Source organism: Streptomyces sp. BR123 (assembly GCF_013401435.1).
Taxonomy (GTDB): Bacteria; Actinomycetota; Actinomycetes; order Streptomycetales; family Streptomycetaceae; genus Streptomyces.
Map to the genome: position 1 here is coordinate 1 of NZ_JACBGN010000674.1, position 589 is coordinate 589.

The 589-nt window shown below is 73.2% G+C and carries 1 protein-coding gene; it reads left to right on the forward strand.

The genetic code is table 11. The features are described 5' to 3' along the window. Positions 1-71: 71 nt before the first annotated feature. Positions 72-512: an NUDIX hydrolase gene (locus HYE82_RS36980; protein WP_179178593.1), complete on the forward strand. Its 441-nt coding sequence runs from the start codon at positions 72-74 to the stop codon at positions 510-512. The last annotated feature ends 77 nt before the right edge of the window (positions 513-589 follow it).

Consider the following 589-nt stretch of genomic DNA (forward strand, 5'->3'; position numbering starts at 1 on the left):
GTCCGCCCCGCGGGGTTCCCCGTCCCGCCGCACCCCCTTGCCTCACGCGCGCCGCGACGTACGCTCAAGTGATGAGAACTCCCAGGTACGCAGCGCGCATTGTGGTTCTGGATCCCGGCGGGTCGGTCTTCCTGTTCCGGGAGGACAACATCGAGGTGGGCATTCACTGGCTGCCGCCCGGCGGCGGGATCGATCCCGGAGAGACGCCCGAGGACTGTGTGCGGCGGGAGCTGCGGGAGGAGACGGGGTGGACCGACCTCCTGCCGCAGCGGCTGCTGTGCACGTGGGAGCACGACTTCACCCACCAGGGCGTGCCGGTGCGCCAGCACGAGCACATCTACGTCACCACCGGCCCCCGTCGTGATCCCGTTCCGGAGGATCCCGCGGCGCACTGGCGGTGGCTGTCCCCTGAGGCGCTGGCCGGGCTCGGGGAGCCGTCGTGGCCGCCGCGGTTGGCGGCGTTGCTGACCGAGGGGGCCGGGGAGCCCGTGCATTTGGGGCTCGTCGGCTGATTCCGCGGCCGGCCGCCCCTTTGCCCTCCCTCCCGGCCCTTCAGCCTCGCGTCCCCGCCGTCCCCGCAGCTCCCGCC